Source organism: Affinirhizobium straminoryzae, from assembly GCF_007004135.1.
Lineage (GTDB): Bacteria > Pseudomonadota > Alphaproteobacteria > Rhizobiales > Rhizobiaceae > Neorhizobium > Neorhizobium straminoryzae.
This window is the reverse complement of record NZ_VJMG01000057.1, coordinates 1-7,515: the sequence shown is the minus strand read 5'-3', so window position 1 is coordinate 7,515 and position 7,515 is coordinate 1. Positions and strand designations below refer to the sequence as shown.

The 7,515-nt window shown below is 62.8% G+C and carries 7 protein-coding genes and 2 tRNA genes; 1 reads left to right on the top strand and 8 read right to left on the bottom strand.

The genetic code is table 11. The features are described from left to right. The 3 genes from tuf to FNA46_RS18625 form a co-directional block, all read right to left on the bottom strand. Positions 1-884, bottom strand: an 884-nt coding sequence (tuf, locus tag FNA46_RS18635; RefSeq protein ID WP_143126714.1) for an elongation factor Tu, incomplete at its 3' end; no start/stop codon positions are given. 172 nt (positions 885-1,056) lie between these two features. Next, positions 1,057-1,130: transfer RNA gene (locus tag FNA46_RS18630), tRNA-Gly, on the bottom strand. Positions 1,131-1,158: 28 nt separating this feature from the next. Continuing rightward, positions 1,159-1,243, bottom strand: a tRNA-Tyr gene (locus FNA46_RS18625). 207 nt (positions 1,244-1,450) lie between these two features. On the opposite strand from FNA46_RS18625, the gene FNA46_RS18620 reads away from it, so the two are divergent. After that, the gene (locus FNA46_RS18620) at positions 1,451-2,332 is read left to right on the top strand and encodes a TrmH family RNA methyltransferase (protein ID WP_143126713.1); all 882 of its coding nucleotides are present in this window, start codon (positions 1,451-1,453) and stop codon (positions 2,330-2,332) included. A gap of 46 nt (positions 2,333-2,378) precedes the next feature. Here FNA46_RS18620 and FNA46_RS18615 read toward each other — a convergent pair whose 3' ends face one another. The 5 genes from FNA46_RS18615 to FNA46_RS18595 form a co-directional block, all read right to left on the bottom strand. Further along, entirely contained in the window at positions 2,379-2,786 is a 408-nt protein-coding gene (locus FNA46_RS18615; protein WP_143126712.1) for a response regulator, read from the bottom strand. A 98-nt stretch (positions 2,787-2,884) separates the two neighbouring features. After that, positions 2,885-3,946, bottom strand: coding sequence for a response regulator (locus FNA46_RS18610; RefSeq protein WP_143126711.1), 1,062 nt, complete (start codon positions 3,944-3,946; stop codon positions 2,885-2,887). A 12-nt stretch (positions 3,947-3,958) separates the two neighbouring features. Beyond that, on the bottom strand, positions 3,959-6,289 hold the full coding sequence (locus FNA46_RS18605; protein WP_246103203.1) for an ATP-binding protein: 2,331 nt from the start codon (positions 6,287-6,289) through the stop codon (positions 3,959-3,961). Then, entirely contained in the window at positions 6,286-6,780 is a 495-nt protein-coding gene (locus tag FNA46_RS18600) for a putative pterin-binding protein (RefSeq protein ID WP_143126710.1), read from the bottom strand. Before FNA46_RS18600 ends, FNA46_RS18605 begins: the two co-directional genes overlap by 4 nt. Before the next feature lie 120 nt (positions 6,781-6,900). Beyond that, a complete protein-coding gene (locus tag FNA46_RS18595; protein WP_143126709.1) occupies positions 6,901-7,353 on the bottom strand; it encodes a chemotaxis protein CheW in 453 nt (150 codons plus the stop codon). Between the last annotated feature and the right edge of the window lie 162 nt (positions 7,354-7,515).

Genomic DNA, 7,515 nt, shown 5'->3' with positions numbered 1-7,515 from the left:
GTGCCCGGCTTGCACAGAATCTGGCCGCGCTCGACGCCGTCACGGTTCACGCCGCGGATCAGCGCGCCGATGTTGTCGCCAGCCTGGCCCTGGTCGAGCAGCTTGCGGAACATTTCAACGCCGGTCACGGTCGTCTTGGAGGTGGCGCGGATGCCGACGATCTCGACTTCTTCGCCAACCTTGATGATGCCGCGCTCGACGCGACCCGTCACAACCGTACCACGACCCGAGATCGAGAATACGTCTTCGATCGGCATCAGGAACGGCTGGTCGATCGGACGCTCAGGCGTCGGGATGTAGGCGTCAACCTGGGCCATCAGCTCGCGAACGGCGTCTTCGCCGATCGTCTTGTTGCTATCTTCCAGAGCCGCCAGAGCCGAACCCTTGACGACCGGAACATCGTCGCCCGGGAAGTCGTAGGACGACAGAAGTTCGCGAACTTCCAGTTCAACGAGTTCCAGAAGCTCGGCGTCGTCAACCTGGTCGACCTTGTTCAGGAACACCACCAGAGCCGGAACGCCAACCTGGCGGGCCAGCAGGATGTGTTCGCGCGTCTGCGGCATCGGGCCGTCTGCGGCCGAGCACACCAGGATCGCGCCGTCCATCTGTGCGGCACCCGTGATCATGTTCTTTACGTAGTCGGCGTGGCCGGGGCAGTCGACGTGCGCGTAGTGACGGTTGGCCGTCTCGTACTCGACGTGAGCCGTCGAGATCGTGATACCACGGGCCTTTTCTTCCGGTGCGGCGTCGATCTGGTCATACGCCTTGAACTCACCGAAGTACTTCGTGATCGCTGCCGTCAGAGACGTCTTGCCATGGTCAACGTGGCCAATCGTGCCGATGTTCACATGCGGCTTGGTACGCTCAAACTTGCTCTTTGCCATTGATGCTTCCTGTGATCGTAAAGAAAGGTGGACCCGCGGGTGCGGATTGGTGTCGCCGTTTAAGGCTTTCCCGTTCGATGCGCAAGACATAATTGCGGCAGCGCCCAGCACAAGGGGCAGCACGGCCATGACGGCCCGGCAGCAGCGAAAAACGTCGGCGCTACATGATGTCTGGAGCGGGTAGCGGGAATCGAACCCGCGTATTCAGCTTGGAAGGCTGCTGCTCTACCATTGAGCTATACCCGCGGGGCGGCTTGTCGGTCGAAGATCGGAATGGTGGAGGGAGTTGGATTTGAACCAACGTAGGCTGAGCCAACGGATTTACAGTCCGTCCCCTTTAACCACTCGGGCATCCCTCCAGTATTCCGTCTGGACCGAAGACCAAGCTCGTCTTGTCTGCGTCTGCAGTTTCGTTCGCCGCAGTCACGGCGGCGTATATGACTGCCAGTTCGGCTGCTGTCAACACGGCTCGAAACGAAAAATGACAGAAAAATTTAATCGCGGCGGAGAGCCTGTGGAGGAAGCCGGGACTATGCCGGAAATGCGCCAGCCTATATAAGGCGCGCATGAGCAAGAATGATAACAAAGACAAATCCGCCCGCGACACGCATTATGCGACGCTGCGCCGCCAGGTGCGCGATGCCAAGCGCGAACGCGGGGAAATCCCCACACCGCAGCAGAAGAAGCGGCGCAGCAATGCCGACTGGACGCCGCCGCAACTGGCGCCGGAACAGGTATTTCTCTATGGCCTGCACACCGTGCGTGCCGCGATCGAGAATCCCCAGCGCAAGCTGATCAAGCTCTCCGTCACGCAGAACGCACTGGCAAGGCTGGAGATCGGCCACACGGAGGCCCTGCCCTTTCCTGTGGAGATCGTCTCGCCCCAGGAGATCGATCGTGTGCTCGGCCCCGAGGCCATCCATCAGGGCGTGATGCTGGAAACCCGGCCGCTGCCGGTGCGCCGCCTGGATGCGCTGAAGGACAGCCGGCTGCTGCTGGTGCTGGATCAGGTGACCGATCCGCACAATGTCGGCGCGATCATGCGCTCGGCCGTCGCCTTCGATGCAGGCGCGATCATCACCACCCAGCGTCACAGCCCGACGGAATCCGGCGTGCTCGCCAAATCCGCCTCCGGTGCGCTGGAACTCATCCCCTATATCCAGGTGACGAATCTGGCCGATGCGCTCGGCGAACTCCACCGCCTCGGCTTCCAGACGATCGGTCTCGATTCGGAAGGCCCTGCCCCGATCGAAGGCACGTTCTCCGGCGAACGGGTTGCGCTCGTGCTTGGATCGGAAGGCAAGGGATTGCGGCAGAAGACACGAGAGACGGTGAGTGCGCTGGCACGCCTCGACATGCCGGGCGCGATCAAATCGCTCAACGTGTCGAACGCCGCGGCGATTGCCCTCTATGCGACCCGGCAGCATCTGCGTAACACGGCGGTTTGAGCCCGCATTCTGTCGTGACCGCACTGGATCCGGTCAAGGGATCCGGTCAAGGTGCTCCGCGGGAAAAGCGGCGCATCCGCTCCGGCGCAAGCGCGTCTTGGCCCGCATGAACCGCGGCCGCATACTGGATTGAACCGATCAGCTCCAGATCGAACAGCGGCTTTGAAATCACGCCGAGAGCGCCGGGAATATCATCGTCCAGTGCTTCCGGATTGGCGGTCATGAACACCACCGTCTTGCCGGTTTCGGCAAGACGCCGGCCAATCGCCGGCCCGGTCGGACCGTCCTGCAACTGAACATCCACCAATGCAATGTCGCAGCAATCGGCAAGGCGCATCGCGTCGGCACGATTGGCGGCGATACCGGCCACCTCATGGCCAAGTGCGATCACCGCATCCTCGATGTGCAACGCAATGAGCAGCTGATCCTCGACGACCAGAATCTTGAATGGCATGGCCCCTCTCTACCCCTAGAGCCGCTACAACGCATGCAGGCGAAAAAGGTTCCAGCGTACAAGCAGTCGCTGCATTTCATAAGGTAAAGACGGAAAACTCAGCCAGCCTGCGCCATTTCTCCCGCCGATCCCACCGGCGTCACGGCCATGATCTTGCGGATCTCGGGCAGTGCCGCGACAAAGGCCTCGACGCAAGCCGGATCGAACTGGCTGCCGGCACGGTCCTTGATGTGCTGGATGGCACGATCGAGGCTCCAGGCCTCCTTGTAGGGACGCGCGCGCGTCATGCCGTCGAAGCTGTCGGCAATCGCAACGATTCGACCTGCCAGCGGCACATCCTCGCCCGAGAGGCGATTCGGATAACCCTGCCCGTCCCAGCGCTCGTGATGCGCGCTGGCGATTTCCGCTGCGAGCTGCAGCAGGCTGGAGCGCGACTGTCCCAGGATATGCCCGCCGACAGAGGAATAGCTGCGCACCTGCGTCGCCTCCGCATCCACATAGGTATAGCGCTTCAGGAGCATGGCATCGGGAATCCCGACCTTGCCGATGTCATGCATGGGCGCGGCAATGCGGATGTCGCTGCAGATTTCCGCGGGCAGCCCATAGGCGCGGGCGATCGCCTCGGAATAGGCGCCAACGCGCAGGGTGTGGAGTGCGGTGTCGGTATCCTTGTAGGTGGCAGCCAGCGTCAGGCGGTAGATGATCTCCTGCTCGCGCTCCCGCAACTCATCCACGGCCTTGGCAACTTCGCGCTTGATCCATTCCGCCTTGGCGGCCAGTTGGTTGCGGGCCTCCATCAGCGCCACAAGATTGCGGATGCGCGCCTGGAATTCCATCGGATTGACCGGCTTGGTCAGAAAGTCGATGGCGCCGGCGTTCAAGGCGGTCATGCGGGTCGCGGTATCGCCATCGGCGGTGACGACGACGAAGGGCTTGTCGCGATACTTGTCGAAGCGGCGGATCTCCACCAGGAGGTCGACACCGTTATAGACGGGCATCTGGAAATCGATGACACCAATGTCGAAATCCAGCTCCGGCATGGCGCTCAGCACCTCCTCCGGCGAGGAAAATCCGATGCCTGTGCAGCCGGACACGGTGCCGGCAAGCTTCTTCAGCAGGATGAGGTTCGTCTTGTTGTCATCGACGACGAGAATTTTCATGGTCATCACTCCTTAGGCGGCAAGGGAATCCTGCGCGGCCTTGACCAGCCGCGTCAGTTTTTCGATTTCATTGGTCTCCGGCTCGCGATGGCGCAGGGCCTGTGCGAGCGCGGAGATGTCGACCAGCCCCACATTGGAGGCAGAGCCCTTCAGACTGTGCAGCAGCGGATCAAGCTGTGACCGGTCGCCGGACTGCATGCACTCGCCGAGCCCCCTCAGGATCTCGGCAGCATCCTCGAAGAAAGCATCCAGCAGTTCCTGGAAACCGTCCTCGCCAAGAATATCCACGATCTCCTGGCGGCGCTCGGCCTGGATGGAGGTCGCGATCTCCATCGACGCGGGGGTGTCATCGGCCGCCATCGGCGCGGCACCACTTTCCCCGCCGGGACCAATCGCGGGCTCATCCGGCTGCACGTCGGCAGTGATGGTCGGCTCTGATGGCGCCGACGGTACCGCGGACTTTGGCATCGGCGTGATCGTTGGCAGCTTGGGCCGCTGCCGGTCGATATCGAGGATCAGCCGGTGCAGGACGGCAATACCGATAGGCTTGGCCTGGAAGCCGGACATGCCAACCGCGAGGCAGGTACGGCGATCATCTTCCGAGGCATTGGCCGTGAGTGCGACGATTGGTGTCGTGCAGGACGGTCCCGGCGTGCTGCGGATCTGCCGCGCCGCCTCGATGCCATCCATCACCGGCATCTGCATGTCCATGAGAATGAGATCGAAGGCTTCGGCGCGGGCACGCTCGACACCGAGCAGACCGTTCTCGGCCACAACGGCCTCCTGCCCGAGATGGCGGAGATAACCGAGAATGACCTGCTGGTTCACCTTGTTGTCCTCGACCACGAGGATGCGCAGGCGCGGCGCGGGTGCAAGTGTTGCCTCGGCCTGCACGGCGCCACCTGCCGCCGGCGCCTCGGTGCGCTCCACCGGCAGTTCGAACCAGAAGATGCTGCCCTCGCCGGGCACACTCTCCACGCCCATCGTTCCGCCGAAACGGTCGATGATTTCCTTGCAGATGGTCAGTCCCAGCCCGGTGCCGCCATAGCGGCGGCTGATGCTGGCATCCACCTGCGAGAAGGGTCGAAACAGCTTGGCGCGACCGGCCTCGTCAATGCCGATGCCGGTGTCTTCGACTTCGACGCGCAGCCAGAGCGCACCCTTGCGCAGCGTCTGCTGCATGCGCAGCGTCACCATGCCGTCCTGGGTGAATTTCACGGCATTGCTCATCAGGTTGAGGATCACCTGCCGCAGACGGGTGGGATCGGACAGCACGAAGCGGGTGCGCCAGTGTTCGGGCAGATCGAGCGTCACGAGATTGCGGGATTCGGCCGCACGGCCGCGCATCATGTCGACACTGGTTTCGGCAAGCTGCTGCAGATCGACGGCGCGGCGTTCAAGTTCCAGCTTGCCGTGTTCGATCTTGGCGTAGTCGAGGATCTCGTTGATGATATCGAGCAACGCTTCGCCGGAACCGCGGATCGTGCGCACATGCGCTGCGGCTTCCGCCGAAAGCCGGGTCAGTTCGAGCAGTTCCACCATGCCGAGGATGGCATTCAGCGGCGTGCGGATCTCGTGACCCATGGTGGCCATGAACTGGGATTTGGCGCGGTTGCCGGCTTCGGCGGCCTGGTAGGATATGCTGAGTTCCTCGGCCATCGCCTCAAGGCTTACCCCTGCGGCCTGCACGTTGCGCAACTGCCGCTGCAGCGTGATGATCAGCACGGCGACGGACACGACCAGCAGGCCGATCAGGGTCATGGCCTTGCGCTGCAGCGCCTCGATCTCGACGCGGCTCTGGGCCCGCTCGGTACTGACAAAGGTATTGGTGTAGATCAGGAGATCGCTGCTGGCCTGAGACAGGACATCGAGATCCCCTTCCAGCCGCAGCAGATCCTCGCGCTTGACGGCGGTGCCCGCCATGACGGCATCGAACAGGGGCTGGCTCGTCTCGCAGATCTGCTGGATGACGCGCAGGTGCTTGCCCACTTCCGCATCCGCGGCAAAGCTTTCCTCGAACTGTGCCTTCCGCAGCGTATCGATGCGCGAATAGACGATGTCATAGCGAAGGGCCAGATCCTGCAGGCGCTGCCCGCCAAGGTCCTCCCTGGCGAGCATCAGTTCAAGAGTCTGGTGCAGATCCTGCGCCTCCCGGTTCAGCTGATAGACGGACCACATGGCGTTTTCGCGCACGGAATCGCGCATGGCACGCTGGCGGTTGGCAATGTCCATGTAGACGGACACAAGGATCGCCAGAAGCGCAACGGCGAGCACCTGCAGCACCACCGTGATGCGGCTGGCCTTGCGAATCACGTCACCGCTGAAGGGAGTGGCTGGATTCACGGCTGGACCTCGATCTCCTTGATCTGCCAGACGGAGCGCGAGAAGAACTTCTCGTTATAAAGCGCAGGCTCCAGATCGAAGGGATAGATCAGGAAGAGCGGCCCCTTGTCGCGCACCGACAAGAGCTTGCCGTTGGCGCGGGTGGCGAGCATCGTGTCATGCGCGGTCGCATCCTCCATCGGCACGGTCGCAAAATAATCGTTCAGCGCCCGCACCAGCAGCACATTGCCCTTGGCGCCGGCGGCCTCGAGCACGGCGCGCAGCAGCGGCCCCTTGAACTCGGTCTCGCCTTCAGTCCAGGGCGTCTTCATCCGGCCGGTGCGGCCGGTCAACTTGTCGAGCATCGCCATGTCGAACTGCGCGGTATTGCCGGCATTGGCATTGCTGACGGCGCCACGCACCGTCAGAACCACCGGGCCGGTGGGCTTGTCGAGCGACCAGGCGGAGGTTGCCGTGGTCAGGAGAAGGGCAAGGACAGTCAGGATGCGCATGGAATCCTCATCGACGGAAGGTTTTGGGGAACAGGATCATCTCTGCCGCCATCCTGGCGGCGCCGGTCTGTCTCGGATGGACCCTGCCCGACCGGGGCAGCCCGCGTGCCGGCGCTGAACTCAGGCCGCCTGCGGAATGACATCACCTTCGAACAGCCGCTGCACGTTGACGAAACAGATCATGCCGCTGGCGTGGATGATGATGCCGTCACAGTAACGGCTGTCGAAGGAGGAAAAGACCGCCGGCGCGGGCTGCACCTCATCCTCCGGGATCGAAAGCATGTCGGTCACATGATCCACCAGCAGTCCGAGCACCATTTCGCCGGCCTCCACCACGATGATGGCACTGCGATCACTGCGCTCCGCCGGCGCCATGCCGAGACGCATCGCAAGGTCGATGGTGGGAATGACGGTGCCGCGCAGGTTCATCACGCCCAGCATGTAGTATGGCGCATTCGGAACCGGCATGGACGGTGCCCAGCCGCGAATTTCGCGCACGCTGGTGGTGCGGATGCAGAAATCGCGTCCACCCAGACGAAAGGCGATGATTTCAAGCACACTGGACGATCTCATGGGACAATCGCTCCTTCCGCGTTCTCCGGGCCGCTTGCGGCAGGAAAAGCGGAACCGGATCTCCAAAGCCCGGAACCTTCGCCCGACGACCCGCACCCGAATGCCGGCACTTCAGCAGCTGCCCGTTCCGTGCCGACCGGCGGGTCGGCACGGAACGGGCAG